We start from the raw sequence: 17,066 nt of genomic DNA, 5'->3' as shown, positions 1-17,066 counted from the left end.
GGCGCGCCGCGGTCGCGGCGCCATGATCGAGGAGAGGCGGGGCCTAGCGCGCCACCCGGGCCAGCTGGCGGGCCTGGGCGACCAGCCGGCCGGTGGCGTCCCAGATGCGGCACTCCTCGTCCGACCAGCCGCCGGCCACCTCGGTGGAGCGCGACTCGACCAGGCACCAGCCCGGCGCGGGCAGCGCGCGGACCAGCACCTGCAGCTGCACGGTCGGCGCCCACCCCGTCCGGCCCACGGCGAAGGCGGTGGGCGGCAGGGCGTCGGCGAACAGCAGCAGCGCCAGCGGGTCGGGAGCGCGGCCGTCGGCCAGCCGGATCCAGGACCGCAGCACCCGCTGGTCGGAGAACCGGCCGACCGTCCAGCCCGCCGTCGCGGGGTCGAGGCGGGTGTCGATCTGCCGGACCAGCCCGACGGTCGGCCCGGCGCCGGTGGTCCGGGTGACGACGCAGTCGTCGGGGTCGGGCACCTGCGGTGCGGTGTTGACGGTGTACTCCGCCGGCTCGGTGCCGAGCGTCGCGGTCGTCACCTGGGCGGCGATCGACGGGCCGTCGTGCGCGGTGAGCAGCACCGTGGAGTGCGCCAGCGTGCGCCCGGCCGGGCCGGGCGTGACGGCGAGGTGGGCCGGCCCGGCGGCGGTGGCCCGCAGGTAGCTGGCCGACAGCGCGACCGGGTGCGGGTGGGGGCTGTCCAGGACCGCCGCGCGGGCCGCGACCGCCAGCAGGTAGCCGCCGTTGAGCACGCCGCCGCCGACGTCCCAGCCGGGGTCGAGGTCGGCGACCAGCCCCCCGCCCTCGGCGCGGTGCACCGCCGTGGCGGCGTCGAAGGCGGACGGGGTCCCATCGGTCTGCGGCACGCCCTGGAGCCTGCCAGGCTGGGAGTCCATGGATTACACGCACCTGGGGCGCAGCGGCCTGTCGGTCTCCCGCCTCTGCCTGGGCACGATGAACTTCGGCTGGAAGACCGAGGAGGCCGACGCCCACGCGATCATGGACCGGGCGCTGACCGAGGGCGTCAACTTCGTCGACACCGCGAACGTCTACGGCTTCGACGCCGGTAAGGGCCGCACCGAGGAGGTGCTCGGCACCTGGTTCGCCCAGGGCGGTGAGCGCCGGGAGAAGACGGTGCTGGCCACCAAGGTGTACGGCTCCATGAGCGACTGGCCCAACGACAGGTGCCTGTCGGCGCGCAACCTGGTGCGCTCCTGCGAGGCCTCCCTGCGCCGGATGCAGACCGACTGGATCGACCTCTACCAGTTCCACCACGTCGACCCGGCCACACCCTGGGAGGAGATCTGGCAGGCCTGCGAGACGCTGGTCGCGCAGGGCAAGGTGCTCTACGTCGGGTCGTCCAACCACGCCGCCTGGCAGATCGCCGCGGCGAACGAGGCGGCCGCGAGCCGGCACTTCCCCGGCCTGGTCAGCGAGCAGTCGCACTACAACCTGCTCACCCGGCACGTGGAGCTCGAGGTGCTGCCGGCCGCACGGCACTACGGCGTCGGCATCATCCCGTGGAGCCCGCTCGCCGGCGGCCTGCTGGCCGGGGTGCTGGGGGAGCAGGAGGGGACCCGGCGCAGCGAGGACCGCAACCGCGAGCGGGTGGAGCGTCACCGGCCGGCACTGCAGGCCTACGAGGACGCCTGTCGCGAGTGGGGCACCGCGCCGGCGGACGTCGGACTGGCCTGGCTGCTGCACCGGCCCGGGGTCACCGCGCCGATCGTCGGGCCGCGCACGATGGAGCAGTTCGAGGGATCGCTGCGGGCCCTGGACGTGCGGCTCGACGAGGCCCAGCTGGCCCGGCTCGACGAGATCTTCCCCGGTTACCATCCGGCACCCATGGAGTACGCCTGGTGACTGGCCTGCATACGTAGCGCCCCAGGGTCACCGCACCTGCACGAAGCGCGACACACCGCGCTTCGGACCCCCAGGACTGGGGGGCGCCGTCCCCCTCTGCCGCGTGTGCCCGGTCCCTCCCCCTCCCCGGAGCCTCGGACCCATCGAGAGCGGGCCGTGGGGGCGGGCTCTGCGACGCCGGGGGGCGGGTGCACGTGCACGGGTACGGGGACGAGACGGCCGGGGTGTGCCCGTTCAGCGGGGCGGACGCCGGGACGACGCGCAGCGGGGTCCCGCGGCGCACGGTGCTGGCCGGGCTGGCGAGCCTGGCGGCACTGCCCGTCATGGGCGGGACGGCGCACGCCGCGCCGCGCCGGCCACCCGCGCCGTCGGCGACCGCGACCGCGACCGTGCCCGCGGCCCCGACCCGCCGTCCGCGGGCCGCCCGCGGTGCGCACGCCGTCGGCAACCCGCGCGGCAGCGACATCGCGGTCCGGGCGGGCCGCGACGCGGAGGCGCGCTTCGGGGTCATGTTCAAGAAGCTGCCGGCCTTCTCGCCGCCGGACGCGCTGCTGACCGCGCTGGCGGTCTCGATGAACGACGGGAAGGCGCCGCTCTCCGACGTCAAGGACTCCGACGTCGCCTTCGACAACCCGGGCATGCCGGCCGGCTACATCTACCTCGGCCAGTTCATCGACCACGACATGACGCTGGACAAGACCCCGCTCACCCAGCAGCAGCAGGACCCGCGGGGGATGACCAACTACGACACGCCCCGCTTCGACCTGGGCAGCGTCTACGGCAAGGGCCCGGCCGGCAGCCCCGAGCTCTACGACCGGTCGCGCCCGGGCTATCTGCTGTGCAACGACCACGACGGCGTGCGCGACCTGCCCCGCGACGACGTCGGCGCGGCCTACCTCGGCGACCCGCGCAACGACGAGAACCTGATCGTCGCCCAGCTCCACGCGGTCTTCCTGCGCCTGCACAACAGGCTGCGCGACCAGGGCAGGACCTTCGAGCAGGCCCAGCAGCTGGTCCGCTGGCACTACCAGTGGCTGATCGTCAACGACTACCTGCCGCGGATCGTCGGCCGGGACGTCGTCGACCGGCTCGTCCGCCGCCGCCGGGGCGGGCCGATCGAGTTCCACGGGAAGTTCTACAAGCCGCGCGACCCGCGCCGGCCGTACATGCCCGTCGAGTACTCCGGCGCGGCCTACCGCTTCGGGCACAGCATGATCCGCGCCGAGTACGAGGTGCACGACCAGCACACCGTGCCGATCTTCGCCAACGAGAGCTACCAGGACCTGCGCGGCAACCGGCCGGTCCCCGACGACCTGTGGATCGACTGGAACTACTTCTTCGAGATCCCCGGCATGAGCACGCCCGACGACCGCAACACGGCCCGCACGATCGACACCCAGCTGTCGCTGCCGCTGTCCACGCTGCCGCCGACCGTCGTGGCCCCGACCGCCGGGGCGATCACCTCGCTGGCCGAGCGCAACCTGCTGCGGGGCAAGCGGCTCGGCCTCCCCGCCGGCCAGGACGTCGCCGTCGCGATGGGCCTCACGCCGCTGAGCAACCAGCAGCTGGGCCTGACCGACCCCGGGTGGCAGGGGAAGGCGCCGCTGTGGTTCTACGTCCTCAAGGAGGCCGAGCTGCTCGGTGGCCACCGGCTGGGCCCCGTGGGCGGCACGATCGTCGCCGAGGTGATCCTCGGGCTGTTGGCCTGCGACACGTCCTCGTACTTCACCGCCAACCCCGGCTTCGACCCGGGCCGTGGTTACTCCATGGGGCACTTCCTGCTCTGGGCCGACGCCATCGACCCGCGGGCCTTCGAGGTCCCCGAGGAGGACGAGGCCGCCGAGGACGAGGAGGACGAGGCGCCGCACGAGGAGGAGCCGGAGGAGCCCGAGACCGACGAGCCGGAGGACGACGAGGAACCCGAGCTGCTCGAGCCCGGCGAGGCACCCGACCCCGCCGCGACCTCCCCGGTGCCCGGCCCGGTGGTGTGAAGGAGGACCTCCGTCCTCCCCACCGCTCGTAAGAGGACCCCGTCCTCCCCACCCCTCGCAAGCTCGGGGCGGGGCCCGGGACGGGGCCGGGCGGGCCCTGCACGGAGGCCGGCGGGACCCGGGACGGGGCCGGGCAGGGCGACAGCGAGACCGCCGGGCGCGGGGTCAGCCGCCCACCGGCCAGGCCGCCACCCGGTCGTAGCGCGGGACGGGGCCGAGGTGGCTCTCCAGCAGCTCCACCTCGGTCACGGGCCAGCCGGGGCCGCAGTGGCCGGCCAGCCGTTCGGGCAGGTCGCCGTCCCCCGGCCGGCCCGGGCGCCAGCGGCCGAGCGTGAGGTGGGCGCGGAAGGGCCGGTCCTCGACCGGCAGGCCGAGACGACGGGCGACGTCGGCCAGCCGGGCGGCGAGGGCGCCCAGCGCGGCGTCGTCCCCCGTGACGCCGACCCAGAACACCTGTGGCCGGCGCCGCGAGCCGAACCGCCCGGCGCCGGCCAGCCGCAGGGTCATCGGCGGGGTGGCCGCCACGGCAGGGCCGGCGGCGGCCACCAGCCCCTCGACCCGGCCGGCCTGCACCGCGCCCAGGAAGAGCAGCGTCAGGTGCCAGCGCTCGGGCGGCGTCCACCGGGGTGCCCCGGGCGCCTCACGCAGCGGCACCAGCGCGCGGTCGAGGTCGCTCAACGCGCCGGCCGGCGGGGTCACCGCGAAGAACAGCCGCCGCGGCCGGGGCGCGGTCAGTCGGGCACCGCCAGGCCGGCGTCGGCCAGTGCCGTCTGCAGGCGCAGCCGCTCGACGTCCCGAGGCCGTCCCGGCGGGACGGCGTCCATGGCGTGCGGCACCTCCAGCAGCCCGGCCGCCTCGACGAGGACGTCGTCGTAGGCCGCCTGCAGCCCGCGGCGGCGGGCCATCGGCGCCCCGGCGGGCACGCGGGCGAGCTGGGCGCCGAGCCGGCGCAGGTCGGCGGCCACCTGCTCGAGCGGGCGGCAGGCCGGCGCGACCGGCTCACGCCTGCGACGCAGCGGCGCCGGCAGGCGCGCCGATCCGAAGACCAGGCGGGCCACCCAGCCGGCGAGGGCGACCGCGCCGACCACGCCGCCGACGATGGCACCCAGGTGGAGCAACGAGGTCCCCATGTCGCCTCCGCGGACGACTCGAGAGTGGTGGCCGTCACCGTACGACGGTCCGGCCACCGTCAGCTCGCCTGCGTGCCCGGGGCCTCCGCCGACGCCGCCTCCGCAGCGGCCCGGACCGTCGCCGGCGGGACCGACCGCGGGGAGACGTGCAGCTGCAGCCGCGGGGGGACGACGTGCGCCTCCAGCCGGACCCGCCGGCCGCGGACCAGCCACGCCCCGGCGACGCCGCTCGCCGCGACCGCGACCGCACCACCGAGGACGAACCCCCAGGGCGCCCCCCACCGCTCGGCCACCCAGCCGATCAGCGGCGAGCCGATCGGCGTCCCGCCCATGAAGCAGGTGAAGTACAGCGCCATCACCCGGCCGCGCAGCTGCGGGTCGACGCCCAGCTGCACGAAGCTGTTGGCGGCCACGCTGAACACCAGGCCCGCCGCGCCGGTCGGCACGAGCAGGACCGCGAACGACCAGTACGTCGGCATGAGGCCGCAGACGATCGACGCCACCCCGAAGCCCGTGGCCGCGAGCACGAGGAACCGCTGCCTCGGCCGGGTGGTGCGCCGGGTGGACAGCAGCGCCCCGGACAGCGACCCGACGGCGAAGCAGGTCGTGAGCAGCCCGAACGCCTGGGCGCCCACGTCGAAGACCTCGCGGGCCATCAGCGCGATGGTCACCTGGGAGTTGAAGGTGAACGTGCCCAGCACGAGGGCCAGCCCCAGTCCCAGGCGCAGGTCCGGGCGCGACCACGCGTAGGCCAGCCCCTCGCGCAGCTGACCACGGGCCCGCGCGACCGGCCGGCTCGCGTGCAGCTCACCGGGCCGCATGGCCAGGAGTGCCCCGATGGTGAACACGAAGCTGGCCGCGTTGACGAGAAAAGCCGGCGCGGTGTCGCCCGAGGCCGCGCCGATGACCAGCCCGGCGACGGCAGGGCCGACCAGCCGCGCGCTGTTGAAGATCGTCGAGTTGAGGCTGACCGCGTTGGTCAGCAGGTCCGGGCCGACCATCTCCGAGACGAACGCCTGCCGCACCGGCGCGTCGATCGCGGAGACCGAGCCCAGGGCGGCGGCGAGCACGAACACGTGCCACAGGGCGATCGCGTCGGAGGCGACGAGCAGGCCGAGCACGAGGGCCACCAGCCCCATGAGGGTCTGGGTGGCCAGGAGCACCCGGCGCTTGGCGTAGCGGTCGGCCAGCACGCCGCCGTACAGGCTCAGCAGCAGGGTCGGGCCGAACTGCAGCGCCGTGACCAGTCCGAGGGCGACGCCGCTGTCCCCCGAGAGCTGCAGGACCAGCCAGTCCTGACCGATCCGCTGCATCCAGGTGCCGGTGAGGCTGACCAGGTTCGCCGCCGCGTAGACCCGGTAGTTGTGCACGCGCAGCGACCGGAACGGGCCGCCGTCCGTCGTCCGCCGGCTCACCCACTCGCCAGCTTGTCCATGATGACCGCGGCCTCGCGCAGCACCGTCCGCTCCTGGGCGGTGAGCTGCTCGAGCGTGTCGGTCAGCCAGACCTCCCGGGCACGGGCCTCGGCGGTGAGCAGTTCCTCCGCGGCCGGGGTCAGGTCGATGACCACCTGCCGCCCGTCGGTCGGGTGCGGGCTGCGCGTGACCAGCCCCATCCCCTCCAGCGCGACGACGACCCGCGTCATCGACGGCGGCTGGACCCGCTCGTGGCCGGCCAGCTCACCCGGGCTCATGGCGCCGTGCCGCTTCAGCGTGGACAGCGCCGCGAGATGGGTGAGCGTGACCGACTGGTCGACCCGCTGGTTGCGCAGCCGGCGGGAGAACCGCATGACCGCCAGCCGCAGGTCGTGGGCCAGCGCCGCGGTGTCCAGCGTCGTCCGGCTCACGGTGCTCAGCCTAACCGGGGACCCTTAGCACGGCTCAGAACAGCTGCTGGAGCGGCTCCAGGGCGAAGTAGACGAGGAACAGCGCGCTGATCAGCCACATGAGCAGGTGGATCTCGCGCCGGCGTCCGGCCGCGACGTGCAGCAGCACGTAGCTGACGACCCCGGCTCCGATGCCGTTGGTGATCGAGTAGGTGAACGGCATGAGCGCGATGGTGAGGAAGGCCGGGATCACCACCGTCATGTCCTCCCACTGCAGGTGGCGAATCTGGTTGACCATCAGCGCGCCCACGATCACCAGCACCGGCGCCGCCGCCTCCGACGGCACGATCTCCACCAGCGGGGTGAAGAACATCGCCAGCAGGAAGAGGACGCCGGTGACCACGCTGGCCAGGCCCGTGCGCGCGCCGTCGGCGACCCCGGCGGCGCTCTCGACGTAGGTCGTGTTCGACGAGACGCTGGCCGCACCGCCGGCCGCGGCGGCCACCGAGTCGACCAGCAGCACCGGCTGCGACCTGGGCAGGTTGCGCTGCTCGTCGAGGAGGCCGCCCTCGGCGCCGACCGCGGTGACCGAACCGACGGTGTCGAAGAAGTCGGCGATCATGATCGAGAAGACGATGAGCAGCGCCGCGACCACGCCGATCCGCTCGAAGCCGCCGAACAGCGAGAACTGGCCCACCAGGGACAGGTCCGGGGCGCTCACCACCTCGTCGGGCAGCGCCGGCACCTGGAGCGCCCAGCCGCGCGGGTTGACCTCGCTGCCGTCGGCGCCGACGCGCGGGCCGACGTTCGCCACGGCCTCCACGATGATCGCGAGCACGGTCGAGACGACGATGCCGATGAGCAGGGCGCCCCTGACCCGGCGGACGACGAGCACGCTGGTGAGCAGCAGCCCGACCACGAAGACCAGCAGCGGCCAGCCGGCCAGCTGGCCGTTGACCCCGAAGCTGATCAGCGGGCTCCCGGGCCGGATGACGCCGGCGTCGGCCAGCCCGATGATCGTGAGGAAGAAGCCGATGCCCACGGCGATCGCCGTCTTCAGCTGCGACGGGATCGCCTCGAAGACCGCCCGGCGGAAACCGGTGAGCACCAGCACCGTGATGAGCAGACCCTCGAGGACCACCAGGCCCATGATCTCGGGCCAGGAGAGCTGGGTGGCTGCGAAGACCGCGACGATGGCGTTGATGCCCAGGCCGGTCGCCACCGCGAAGGGGTACCGCCCGACGACCCCCATGGCGATCGTCATGACCCCGCCGACCAGCGCGGTGACGGCGGCGACCGAGGCGAACGGCAGCGTGGCCCCGGTGATGTCCGCGCCCGACAGGATGATCGGGTTGAGCACCACGATGTACGCCATGGTGAAGAACGTCGTGAGGCCACCTCGCAGCTCGCGGGTGACCGTCGAGCGGCGGGCGCTGATGCCGAAGTAGCGGTCGAGCCCGTTGCTCGGCCGCACCCGCGGACCCTCGCTACGGCGCGGGGGGCGCGCCCCGGCGGCGACGTCGGCCGGCGTGCCGCCGTCCGTGGTGGTGCCCGTGGACGGGCGGGACTTCTCTGCCATGGCGACTCTCCGGACGCGCGGCCGGGCGAGCGGGCGGCGGGGGAGGCGCGCCGGCTGACCGGTGGGGACTGCGATGAGCGGCGACAGCGTGCCACACGCGTGTTCCGGCCACGTGACACGCGTCGGGGCCTGCGGGTTCTAGTGTCAGCCCGTGCCCCGACCGGCGAAGCAGGCCCCTCCCCCGCTGCGTGTGGACACCGTGCGGGTGGTGCTGGCCGGGACGGGGCTGTGGGTCGTGGCGCTCGTCGTGGTGCTGCTGCTCGGCGACCGGGTGGACCGGGTGTGGACCTGGACCTGCGTCGCCGGCATCGCGCTGGCCGGTGTCGGCCTGGGCGTCATGCGCCTCCAGGGCCAGATCGGCCGCCGCGACTGACGGTTCGCCGGGCCCGTCCACCGTCCCTCCCCGTGGAGCCCTCCTCGGGGACCCGGCCCACAGGTGGAGCAGGGGCCGTCCCCTCCTCCGCGACCTCGGCCCCTGCCCACGCCTGTGGGCAGGGGCTGAGGTTCCCGGGACGACGCCCCACCGGCCTGGACGCACGTGGGGCGCGGACGGCACCTGGCCGCGGTGCTGCGACCGGTGAGCGGGGGCCGGAGGCCTCCCGACGAGGGCGCGAGGCCCGCTCAGCTCAGCAGGGGGACGGCACCCGGCCGCGGTGTCACCGCGAACCGCCCTGCGAGGCGCGTGCGAGGAGCGGGGGCCGGAGGCCTCCCGACGAGGGCGCGAGGCCCGCTCAGCTCAGCAGGGGGACGGCACCTGGCCGCGGTGTCGGCCGGTAGGCCGACAGATCAAGCAGTCACAGCACGTCGAACGAGCCGGTGTCGTAGCGCGCCGAGCGCACGACCTCCGTGGCGTCGTCGGGGACCAGCGTCGCCTGGCTGTGGGCGCCGCAGCCGTAGTCGACGGCGACCACGCGGCCGTCGGCCGGGGCGTAGACGTTGCCACAGGCGCCGAAGCTCTGCCGCAGCGAGCCGGCCAGCGGCAGGAAGAAGCCGCAGGTGCCGCACGGACCGGGCGCCTGGCGGGCCATCGCCGAGCGGGGGCCGAACTCCCCCGCGTTCCAGCGGGCCGCGGTCTCCTCGCGCCCTTCCCTGGACATGACCCGCTCGCGGCCGAGACCGACCTCGGAGGCCACCACGGACCCCTCGGGGTCGTCGGCGGAGTCGTCGTCGGTCGTGTAGCCGGGAACCAGCCGGGGGTCGTCCTCCGTCGAGGGCAGCACGTCGCCGACCGAGAGGTCACCGGGGCGCAGCCGCTCGTGCCAGGGCACCCAGGCGGGGGCGAGCAGCGCCTGCTCGCCGGGCAGCAGCACGACCTCGTCGACGGTGACGTGCTCCTCGCCGGGCACCGCGGCGAGGGTGACCGCCCAGTACCAGCCGACGTAGCCGGGCAGCCGGCTGGCGAAGGAGTGCGTGACCACCTCGCCGAGGTCCTCGCCGCCCTCCTCCGCGGATGGCGTCTCACGGGTGGCACCGAGGTGCTCACCGACCAGCTCGGGGGAACCGGCGGTGTCGACCGCAGCGGCCCGCGCCTGCTCGACGGCGGCGCTGGGCGCGTCACTCCCCGCGGCGGCGGGGTCGGAGAACTCGGCCACGGCGCCATTCTCCCTGACGCCGGGAGCAGTCGAGGCACGCGGGGCGCTGTCCCGTGTCCTCCCAGGTCGGTGCGGCACCATGGGCTGCGTGTCGTCGTCCCGCCCGTCCGGTGCCCGCCGGCGTCCCCTGCGCCGGCGGCCGTCGCCACCGGCGGGCCCGGGCGCGGAGACGGCACCGCTCGAGGGAACGCGGCCGGCCACCCGGCCGCTCCCGACCGCGGGTCAGGCGCCCGAGCCGTGGGCCGGGGACGGCGCGGGCACTCCCCCGCCGACGGCCGCGCTGCCCCCGGCCGCTCCGCCGCTCCCCCCGCTGCCGCGGAAGCTGACCGTCACCCGGGTGGCGGCGTCGCGCACCCGCGAGCTCACCGGGGCAGCCGTCCGCCGCGTGCAGACCGCCAGCCGGGCCGACGGCGCCGCGGAGAGCGGCCTGACCCAGCTGCTGTGGGTCAACGCCCTGCACATGGCCGGCGACGCGATGATCGCCGTCTCGCTGGCCGGCACCCTGTTCTTCGCCGCCGCCACCGACGCGCAGCGCGGCAACGTGGCGCTCTACCTGCTGGTGACGATGGCGCCGTTCGCCGTCGTCGCGCCGGTCATCGGGCCCCTGCTCGACCGGTTGCAGCGCGGCCGCCGCTGGGCGATGGCCGTCAGCCAGCTGGGCCGGGCCGCGCTTGCGGTGGTCATGGCCGCCCACTTCGACGACCTCTGGCTCTACCCTGCCGCGCTCGGCGTGCTGGTGCTGTCCAAGGCGCACAACGTGCTGCGCGCGGCGGTGGTCCCGCGGGTGCTGCCCGGTGCGATGTCGCTGACCTCGGCCAACGCCCGCACGTCGGTGTTCGGCCTGGTCACCGCGGGTGTCTTCGGCGGCATCGGCGCCGGCCTGGCCTGGGCGCTGGGCTTCACGTGGCTGTTGTGGGCCACCGCCGCGGTGTTCGCCTGCGGCGCGGTGCTCGCCCTGCGACTGCCCCGCCACGTCGACGTCCCCACCGGTGAGCTGCCCGCCGACGTGTTCTCGACCGCGCCCCAGCCGGTGGCCACCGGGCGGCGCCGCCGGCCGGTCAGCCCGCGGGTGGTCGTGGCGCTGCGGGCCAACGCGGCGCTGCGCGGGCTCGGCGGCTTCCTGACGATCTTCTCCGCGTTCCTCGTGCAGGCCACGGTCGAGGGCGGCTGGCCGGGCACGCTGGCGCTCGGCGCGGTCGCCGGGGCGGCCGGCGTGGGCAGCGTGCTGGGCACCGCCGTCGGCTCCCGGCTGCACCGGGTCGACCCGGACCGGGTGGTGCTGTCGTCGGCGGGCACCGCGGCGGCGATCACCGTCGTCGCGGCGGTCTTCTACAGCCTCGCGATGGCCGCCGTCGTCGCCGGCGTGGCCGCCGTCGCCAACGCGTTGGGCAAGGTGGCCCTCGACGCGATCATCCAGCGGGAGGTGCCCGAGAGCCTGCGGGCGTCGGCGTTCGCCCGCTCGGAGACGATGCTCCAGCTGTCCTGGGTCGTCGGCGGCGCGCTCGGCATCGGCCTCCCGCCGACCGGCTGGCTGGGCTTCACCGTCGCCGCAGCCCTGCTCGTGCTCGCCGTCGGGCTGGTCCTCTGGCGTCCGCGCCGCCGCACCCCGACCCCGACCGCGCCGGTGCCCGCCGCGGACGCCGCCACCGATCCGCTGGGACGGCTGTCGTGAGGCGGGTCGTGCTCCCGGCCGTCACCCTGCTGCTGGCCGGCTGCGGCTCCGAGCCGTCGGGGCCGCAGGACGTCGTCGTCGAGGCCGGACCGCAGCGGGTCGAGGCCGCCCCCACCCAGTACTGCGTGGACGGCGAGGGGCAGCGCTACGACACCACCCCGCCGATCATCGAGGTCTCCCCCGACACCACCGTCCGGCTCACCGTGCCGGACGCGGTGGCCGAGCGCGGCTGGAGCGTGCAGGTGTTCGACGAGCAGCTGGAGGAGCTGCTGGGCGAGGTGGAGGTCGACACCGGCCGGGCCGTGTTCGACGAGATCAACACCTCCGACGTCGTCCCGGCGGCGTTCTACCTCGTCGTCGTCGAGGACGCCGACGAGGAGTGCGAGGGCTTCAGCGGGGCCTGGCCGATCGGGTTCCTGCGCGCCGGGGGCTCCCAGGGCGGGACGGCGACGGAGCCGACGACGCCCGCGCCCCAGGGCTGAGGAACGGCCCCCTGCAGGGTCCCGCCGCCGGCCCCGTCCCGGGTCCCACCCCGAGCGGAGCGAGGGGTGGGGAGGACGGGGTCCTTCCACGGTGGGGGGCAGGGGGTCCTTCTTCAGTGCTCCAGGTCGGTGGCGACCGCGCGCAGCACGGAGGCGACCTTGCGGGCCACCGGCCGGTCGGGGTGCCGGCCGCGGCGCAGGCCGTTGGAGACGTCGTCGAGCAGCTTGATGAGGTCCTCGATGATCGGGACCAGCTCGTCGGGCTTCTTGCGCGACCGCTCGGCGTGCGCGGCCGTGACCGACGGCAGCGGGTCGAGGACCCGGACCTGCAGCGCCTGGTCGCCACGGCGGCCGGCGACGATGCCGAACTCCACCCGCTGGCCGGGCTTGAGCTCGCTGGTGCCGGACGGGAGGGCGTCCTTGTGCACGAAGACGTCCGGACCGTCCTCACGGGAGAGGAAGCCGAACCCCTTCTCCGGGTTGAACCACTTGACTCTGCCGGTGGGCACGTTGATCCCTCAGTCGTCGGTCGCGGGCGGCCCGGCACCGGGCCGGGAGGACGGGCGCGGCACGGTGGCCGCGGTCACCAGGTTAGTCGTCGGGCGGCGCCGTCCCACCGGTATTGCGCCGCCCGCCTCCCGGGCCCGACCTAGCCTGGCGCGGTGCCGCCTGCCGACCACCCCGACTACCGCTTCACGCTGGCCAACGAGCGCACGCTGCTCGCGTGGCTGCGCACCGGGCTGGCGCTGGTCGCCGGAGGGGTGGCGATCGCCGAGTTCGCGCCCGACCTCGGCGTGTGGTGGGGCAGCGCCGCGGTGGCGGTCGCGCTGGTGGTGACCGGGCTGGGCGCGGCCGTCGGCGGGTACCTGCGCTGGCGGCGCAACGAGCGCGCGATCGCCGCCGACCGGCCGCTGCCGCCGGGTCGCGTGCTGCCGGCTCTGGTGGCCGCGGTGGCCGCCGTCCTCGTCGTCGTTGCCGTGCTCGTCGGGCTCGAGGTGCTGCGCCCGTGAGCGGGTCGGCTCCGCCGGCCGGGAGCGGGAGGGGGACGACCCGGGAGACCCAGCCGGAGCGCACCGTCCTGTCCTGGCAGCGCACCGGCCTGGGCGTGCTGGCCCTCGCCGGCCTGCTGGCGCGCGCGGCGGTGACCGACGGCGCCCCGGCGCGGCTGGCGGTGGCCGGTGGCGTGGCGCTGCTGGGCCTCGGCGTGCTGGGCGGCCTGGCGCCGCTGCGGGCCCGGGCGGTGGAGCGGGCGCTCGACCGCGGGACCGGGGTGGCCGTGCCGCGGCTGGCGCTGGCGGTCACCGCCGTCGTCGTCGCCGTGGCCGGCGCGGCGCTCGTCGCGGTGCTCAGCCCCCGCTGACCGGCTGGTCGACGATGCCGAGCCGGCCGAGCAGCAGGAGGAAGACCGCGGCGAAGTCGTTCTGCTCGACGTCCCGCCGCACCCGGTCCCAGTCGACCTGCTCGCGCAGCGCCCGGGCCACCGGGAGCAGCCGCCCGTAGTCGCAGTAGTGCTCGTCGAGGGTCATGAGCTTGGTGACCAGGATGTCGGTGGCCTCGAGCACGGGCATGTGGACCGACAGCACCGGCATGTCCTCGGCCCGGTCGATGAGGTCCTGCTCCACCGGGATCCCGCAGGTGCGCCAGAGGACGTCGACGAACGAGCCGCCCTGCACGACCTTGGTGAGCCAGTCCTCGGGCGGGTCGACGACCTGCAGGCCGGCCTCGGCGAGAACCTTGGTGGCCCGTTCGGCCTCGGCAGCCGGGACGAGGAAGTCCGCGTCGTGGTCGGGCTCGGGCGCGCCGCGCACCCAGGCCGCGTACCCGCCGCACAGCGCGAAGGGCACGTCCGACTGTTTCAGCGCGACGGCGACGCGCTTGAGGAGGTCACGGATCTCTTCGCGGTCCGAAGGCTGCACGCAGAGCCTGCTACCCGGGGTGCGCCCTTCGGAACACGGCGGTGTGGACGGCGGCGCGCGGGGCACAGGAGGCCTCGTGCGGATCGCGACCTTCAACATCCTCCACGGGCGCTCCCCGCTCGACGACCGGGTCGACGTCGAGCGCCTGGCCGCCGCCGTGAAGACCCTGGACGCCGACGTCCTGGGGCTGCAGGAGGTGGACCGGGACCAGCCGCGGTCGATGAACGCCGACCTGACCGCCGTCGCCGCCGAGGCGATGGGGGCCGTGGACTCCCAGTTCGTGGCGGCGCTGCACGGCACACCAGGAGGTACCTGGATGGCCGCCACCGGCGACGAGCAGCCCGGGTCGGCGACCTACGGGATCGCGCTGCTGTCCCGGTACCCGGTGGTCTCCTGGCGGGTGGTGCGGCTGCCCGCGCTGCGCAGCCGGGTGCCGGTCTGGTTCCGCGGCGCGCCGCGCCCGAAGCTGGTCGGCGACGAGCCGCGGGTCGCCGTCGCCGCCGTCCTGGAGGGGCCCTCGGGGCAGTTCACCGTCTGCAACACGCACCTGTCGTTCGTGCCGGGGTGGGGTGCGCTGCAGCTGTCGAAGCTGGTGCGCTCGCTGACCGGCACCCGTGAGCCGCTGGTCCTCATGGGTGACCTCAACATGCAGGCCGGCCAGGCGGTGCGGGTCAGCGGGCTGCAGCCCCTCGCAACGGCCACGACGCCGACCTTCCCGCTGGAGGAGCCGACCCGGCAGCTGGACCACGTGCTGGCCCGCGGGGCCATCACCGCGACCGGTCCGGCCGAGGCGGTGCGGCTGCCGCTGTCGGACCACCGGGCCCTCGTGGTGCCCTGCGCACCCGCCTGACCGGGGAGGGCGGCGGGCCGCGGAGGTCCGGCGGTCACCGCCGCTGGCGCACCGGGCCGGACCTGCTGCGCGGCAGGGCCGGCCTCCCGTCGTCCGCCAGCGGCACGGCGGGCGGGACGGCGGCCTCGGCCTCCTGCGACTGCAGCCGCAGGCAGATGAGCACGACGTCGTCGTGCAGCCGATCGCCGCCGGTCAGCTCGCGCACCACGCCGTCGCACCAGGTCCGCGGGTGGGTGCCGTCGAGCCGTGCGGCGGCCGCCGCGAGACGGGCCAGGCCCACGTCGAGATCGGCGTCGCGGCGTTCGACGAGGCCGTCGGAGTACCAGAGCAGCAGCGAACCCGGGGGGACGTCGGTGGCGGCCTCGGGTCGGGGACCGGCGGCGGCACCGAGGGGACGCGACCGCCCGCCGCCGAGGAACTCCGCGTGGTGGTCGGTGACCAGCAACGGGGGAGGATGACCAGCGCAGGCGTAGCGCAGGCAGCCGGTGGCGGGGTCGTACTCGCCGTAGCCGATCGTGGTGAGGGCCGCACCGGGGATGCCCGCCGCCGCTCGGTCCAGGACTCGAGGACCTCGGCCGGGCCCCGGTGCGGCCCGGAGGCCAGCACGCGCAGCGCCGAGTGCAGCCGCCCCATCGCCGCCGCGGCCCTCAGGTCGTGCCCGACGACGTCGCCGACCACGAACCCGACCCGACCATCGGGCAGCGGGAAGGCGTCGTACCAGTCACCGCCGATCTCGTGCTGCTGGTCGGCCGGGCGGTAGCAGCCGGCGAGCTCCGCGCCCGGCAGCTCGCCCGGCACAGCGGGCAGGAAGGCACGCTGCAGCTGGTGGGCCGCCTCGCGCTCCTCCTCGTACAGCCGCGCCCGGAACAGCGCCTGGGCCATGAGCCCGGCCAGCGTGCCGGCGACCGCGGCGACGTCGTCGTCGAGAGCACCCGGGCTCGCGAAGCCGAACTCCAGTGCACCGAACGTCGTCCCGGCGACCCGGGCCGCCGCCGCGAGAGCGGCGGGTGACACCGACCGGACCGCGGCGCCGCGCCGGACGGCGGCCGCCAGCAGGGACCGGTCGTCCCGGGACACCTCGGTCACCACCTCCCCGGACGTCGTCCAGACCCGCAGTCGCGCGCCGTCCCGGGCGAGGACCCCGACGGCTCCCGAGTCGGCCAGCAGGCTGATGCCGGAGCGGACCACCACCTCGGCGATCGCGTCGGTCGTCGCCGCGGTCGCCAGCCCGGCGGTCACCTCCTGCAGTGCCTCCACCCGGCGCCGGGCCTCCACCTCCTGCCGGGACACCGCCCGGGCTCGGTCGCGCTCGGCGATCTCCACCGCCAGCAGCCAGGCGCCCAGGATCGCCACGGCGATGAACACCTGGAGGACGGCCGCCTCCAGTCGCGGGGTCCCGATCAGCGCCGCCCACGGCCCGTGCCCCGTCACGGTCATGACGTTGGCGGTGACCGCGAGCACCAGGCCGGCCTCGGTGACGACCGCGACCCCGTACCGGAGGGCCAGCCAGAACAGCAGCGGCAGGGTCAGGTACGCCATCGGCACGGTGACCGGCCAGAAGACGACCACGGTCACCCCGGCGGTCACCAGCAGGAGGACCGCCCGGCGGAGCGGGCCGGGCGCCTCCGGCCGGCCACGGTCCAGCCGCCAGGTCAGCACGGCCCCGCCCACGGCCAGCACGCCGAGCCCGTCGCCGGCCCAGAACGGGAGGAGGCCGTCGAGGACGTCGGGCCCCTGCGAGAGGCGGATGGTGAGCGAACCGACCAGCCCACCGACGAAGGGGCCGGCCAGCACGCCGCAGGCCAGGAAGGCCCCGAGGTCGCGACGGCGGCTCAGGTCGGGGTACGGGGTGGACCGGCGCAGCAGGAGGGCGCCGACCAGTGGCTCGGCGGTGTTGGCCAGGGCGAACCCCCAGACCGCGAGCGGGCCGATGCCCTGACGCCGGTCGATGACCACCTCGACGAGCGCGGCCGTCGCCAGGACCCACGGCCACCGGCGCCGATCGCTGAGCACCAGCGCGGAGAAGGTGACCCCGGCCGGCAGGAACAGGACCGCCCCCGTGGTCGACGACTCGAACAGCACGAAGGACGCGGTGGACCCGGCGGCGTAGCCCGCCGCCACGACGAGCACCAGCCGCCAGGGCACAGGCGAGAGCGTCATCCCGGCCTCCGCCGCT

The 17,066-nt window shown here is 75.5% G+C and carries 18 protein-coding genes and 1 pseudogene; 8 read left to right on the top strand and 11 right to left on the bottom strand.

Going from position 1 to position 17,066, the window contains the following annotated elements:
* Nucleotides 1-43: 43 nt before the first annotated feature.
* The gene (locus ACU610_RS23450; RefSeq protein WP_446770094.1) at nt 44-856 is read right to left on the bottom strand and encodes a thioesterase family protein; all 813 of its coding nucleotides are present in this window, start codon (nt 854-856) and stop codon (nt 44-46) included.
* Nucleotides 857-884: 28 nt separating this feature from the next.
* Here ACU610_RS23450 and ACU610_RS23445 point away from each other — a divergent pair, with 28 nt between their 5' ends.
* A complete protein-coding gene (locus tag ACU610_RS23445) occupies nt 885-1,853 on the top strand; it encodes an aldo/keto reductase (RefSeq protein WP_446770093.1) in 969 nt (322 codons plus the stop codon).
* A 188-nt stretch (nt 1,854-2,041) separates the two neighbouring features.
* Nucleotides 2,042-3,844, top strand: a complete 1,803-nt coding sequence (locus ACU610_RS23440; protein WP_446770092.1) for a peroxidase family protein — start codon at nt 2,042-2,044, stop codon at nt 3,842-3,844.
* A 165-nt stretch (nt 3,845-4,009) separates the two neighbouring features.
* Here ACU610_RS23440 and thpR read toward each other — a convergent pair whose 3' ends face one another.
* The 5 genes from thpR to ACU610_RS23415 are packed head-to-tail and all read right to left on the bottom strand — an operon-like array spanning nt 4,010 to nt 8,378.
* Nucleotides 4,010-4,555 (bottom strand): RNA 2',3'-cyclic phosphodiesterase, encoded by a 546-nt coding sequence (gene thpR / locus ACU610_RS23435; RefSeq protein WP_446770746.1) that lies wholly within the window; start codon nt 4,553-4,555, stop codon nt 4,010-4,012.
* Between the two features lie 20 nt (nt 4,556-4,575).
* Complete coding sequence (locus ACU610_RS23430; protein WP_446770091.1) at nt 4,576-4,974, bottom strand: hypothetical protein; 399 nt, start codon at nt 4,972-4,974, stop codon at nt 4,576-4,578.
* Between the two features lie 59 nt (nt 4,975-5,033).
* Nucleotides 5,034-6,389 carry an MFS transporter gene (locus tag ACU610_RS23425; RefSeq protein WP_446770090.1) on the bottom strand — a complete coding sequence of 452 codons (1,356 nt, stop codon included), beginning with the start codon at nt 6,387-6,389 and terminating at the stop codon, nt 5,034-5,036.
* A complete protein-coding gene (locus tag ACU610_RS23420) occupies nt 6,386-6,820 on the bottom strand; it encodes a MarR family winged helix-turn-helix transcriptional regulator (RefSeq protein ID WP_446770089.1) in 435 nt (144 codons plus the stop codon). The genes ACU610_RS23425 and ACU610_RS23420 overlap by 4 nt, the downstream gene beginning before the upstream one ends.
* Nucleotides 6,821-6,854: 34 nt before the next feature.
* Nucleotides 6,855-8,378 carry an NCS2 family permease gene (locus ACU610_RS23415; RefSeq protein WP_446770088.1) on the bottom strand — a complete coding sequence of 508 codons (1,524 nt, stop codon included), beginning with the start codon at nt 8,376-8,378 and terminating at the stop codon, nt 6,855-6,857.
* A 151-nt stretch (nt 8,379-8,529) separates the two neighbouring features.
* Here ACU610_RS23415 and ACU610_RS23410 point away from each other — a divergent pair, with 151 nt between their 5' ends.
* Nucleotides 8,530-8,751, top strand: coding sequence for a DUF2530 domain-containing protein (locus ACU610_RS23410; RefSeq protein ID WP_446770087.1), 222 nt, complete (start codon nt 8,530-8,532; stop codon nt 8,749-8,751).
* A 421-nt stretch (nt 8,752-9,172) separates the two neighbouring features.
* On the opposite strand, the gene ACU610_RS23405 is transcribed toward ACU610_RS23410, so the two are convergent.
* Nucleotides 9,173-9,970 (bottom strand): DUF3027 domain-containing protein, encoded by a 798-nt coding sequence (locus ACU610_RS23405; RefSeq protein ID WP_446770086.1) that lies wholly within the window; start codon nt 9,968-9,970, stop codon nt 9,173-9,175.
* An 88-nt stretch (nt 9,971-10,058) separates the two neighbouring features.
* On the opposite strand from ACU610_RS23405, the gene ACU610_RS23400 reads away from it, so the two are divergent.
* Nucleotides 10,059-11,642: an MFS transporter gene (locus tag ACU610_RS23400; RefSeq protein WP_446770085.1), complete on the top strand. Its 1,584-nt coding sequence runs from the start codon at nt 10,059-10,061 to the stop codon at nt 11,640-11,642.
* Nucleotides 11,639-12,124 (top strand): DUF2771 family protein, encoded by a 486-nt coding sequence (locus ACU610_RS23395; protein WP_446770084.1) that lies wholly within the window; start codon nt 11,639-11,641, stop codon nt 12,122-12,124. The genes ACU610_RS23400 and ACU610_RS23395 overlap by 4 nt, the downstream gene beginning before the upstream one ends.
* A 113-nt stretch (nt 12,125-12,237) precedes the next feature.
* Here the strand turns inward: ACU610_RS23395 and ACU610_RS23390 are convergent, their stop codons facing one another.
* Nucleotides 12,238-12,633 carry a cold-shock protein gene (locus ACU610_RS23390; protein WP_446770083.1) on the bottom strand — a complete coding sequence of 132 codons (396 nt, stop codon included), beginning with the start codon at nt 12,631-12,633 and terminating at the stop codon, nt 12,238-12,240.
* Between the two features lie 153 nt (nt 12,634-12,786).
* Between ACU610_RS23390 and ACU610_RS23385 the strand changes: the two genes are divergently transcribed.
* Nucleotides 12,787-13,134, top strand: coding sequence for a YidH family protein (locus tag ACU610_RS23385; protein WP_446770082.1), 348 nt, complete (start codon nt 12,787-12,789; stop codon nt 13,132-13,134).
* Nucleotides 13,131-13,484: a DUF202 domain-containing protein gene (locus ACU610_RS23380; protein WP_446770081.1), complete on the top strand. Its 354-nt coding sequence runs from the start codon at nt 13,131-13,133 to the stop codon at nt 13,482-13,484. The genes ACU610_RS23385 and ACU610_RS23380 overlap by 4 nt, the downstream gene beginning before the upstream one ends.
* On the opposite strand, the gene ACU610_RS23375 is transcribed toward ACU610_RS23380, so the two are convergent.
* Nucleotides 13,471-14,040 (bottom strand): nucleotidyltransferase family protein, encoded by a 570-nt coding sequence (locus ACU610_RS23375; RefSeq protein ID WP_446770080.1) that lies wholly within the window; start codon nt 14,038-14,040, stop codon nt 13,471-13,473. The two genes, ACU610_RS23380 and ACU610_RS23375, sit on opposite strands and share 14 nt — an antisense overlap.
* A gap of 76 nt (nt 14,041-14,116) precedes the next feature.
* Here ACU610_RS23375 and ACU610_RS23370 point away from each other — a divergent pair, with 76 nt between their 5' ends.
* Nucleotides 14,117-14,890 (top strand): endonuclease/exonuclease/phosphatase family protein, encoded by a 774-nt coding sequence (locus ACU610_RS23370; protein ID WP_446770079.1) that lies wholly within the window; start codon nt 14,117-14,119, stop codon nt 14,888-14,890.
* A gap of 34 nt (nt 14,891-14,924) precedes the next feature.
* Here ACU610_RS23370 and ACU610_RS23365 read toward each other — a convergent pair whose 3' ends face one another.
* Entirely contained in the window at nt 14,925-15,449 is a 525-nt protein-coding gene (locus tag ACU610_RS23365) for a PP2C family protein-serine/threonine phosphatase (RefSeq protein ID WP_446770745.1), read from the bottom strand.
* Between the two features lie 77 nt (nt 15,450-15,526).
* Nucleotides 15,527-17,050: pseudogene (locus ACU610_RS23360) on the bottom strand (MASE1 domain-containing protein); the annotation flags it as partial.
* Nucleotides 17,051-17,066: the final 16 nt, after the last annotated feature.

This window comes from Geodermatophilus sp. URMC 61 (assembly GCF_052931555.1).
This window is presented reverse-complemented; position numbering and strand designations above follow the sequence as displayed.

Excerpts from the sequence above, each read along its gene's own strand:
- ACU610_RS23415 (WP_446770088.1), bottom strand. The coding sequence starts at position 8,378 with ATGGCAGAGAAGTCCCGCCCGTCCACGGGCACCACCACGGACGGCGGC.
- ACU610_RS23430 (WP_446770091.1), bottom strand. The coding sequence starts at position 4,974 with ATGGGGACCTCGTTGCTCCACCTGGGTGCCATCGTCGGCGGCGTGGTC.
- ACU610_RS23445 (WP_446770093.1), top strand. The coding sequence starts at position 885 with ATGGATTACACGCACCTGGGGCGCAGCGGCCTGTCGGTCTCCCGCCTC.